General features: G+C 30.1%; 1 protein-coding gene. It reads left to right on the top strand.

Annotated features, from left to right (window positions below; genetic code table 11):
* Positions 1–19: 19 nt before the first annotated feature.
* On the top strand, positions 20–329 hold a 310-nt coding region (locus J1C54_RS16510; protein WP_229150084.1), incomplete at its 3' end, for a hypothetical protein.

Below are 329 nucleotides of genomic sequence, written 5' to 3'. Positions count from 1 at the left end.
AGGTGGGAATAATAGCAAAGTGAAAAAGGTGATTAAAATAAAAATCCCTAAAAAAGCTAAGCTAAAAACTAATATTAGACATGGTGAATTAAAATTATCATCTGTAATTCACAACATGAGTGGTGATATTTCACATTCATTTTTAGTATCAGATAACATTGATGGAGGTGATACCTTCATCAATGTTTCTTACTCACCTGTGGTAATTAACAACTGGAATTTAGGAACATTGAACCTAAACTTTGTTGATAAGGCACAGATTAAAAGTGTAAATGACCTGGTTTTAAATGCTAAGTCTTCTAATATCAATATTGATAAGCTGACCAATA

Origin of the sequence: Alcanivorax sp. 1008, assembly GCF_020667895.1 — a bacterium.
Classification (GTDB): domain Bacteria; phylum Pseudomonadota; class Gammaproteobacteria; order Pseudomonadales; family Alcanivoracaceae; genus PGZG01.
Note: the sequence above shows the minus strand (reverse complement) of the source record. Positions and strands in the feature narration are given on the sequence as shown.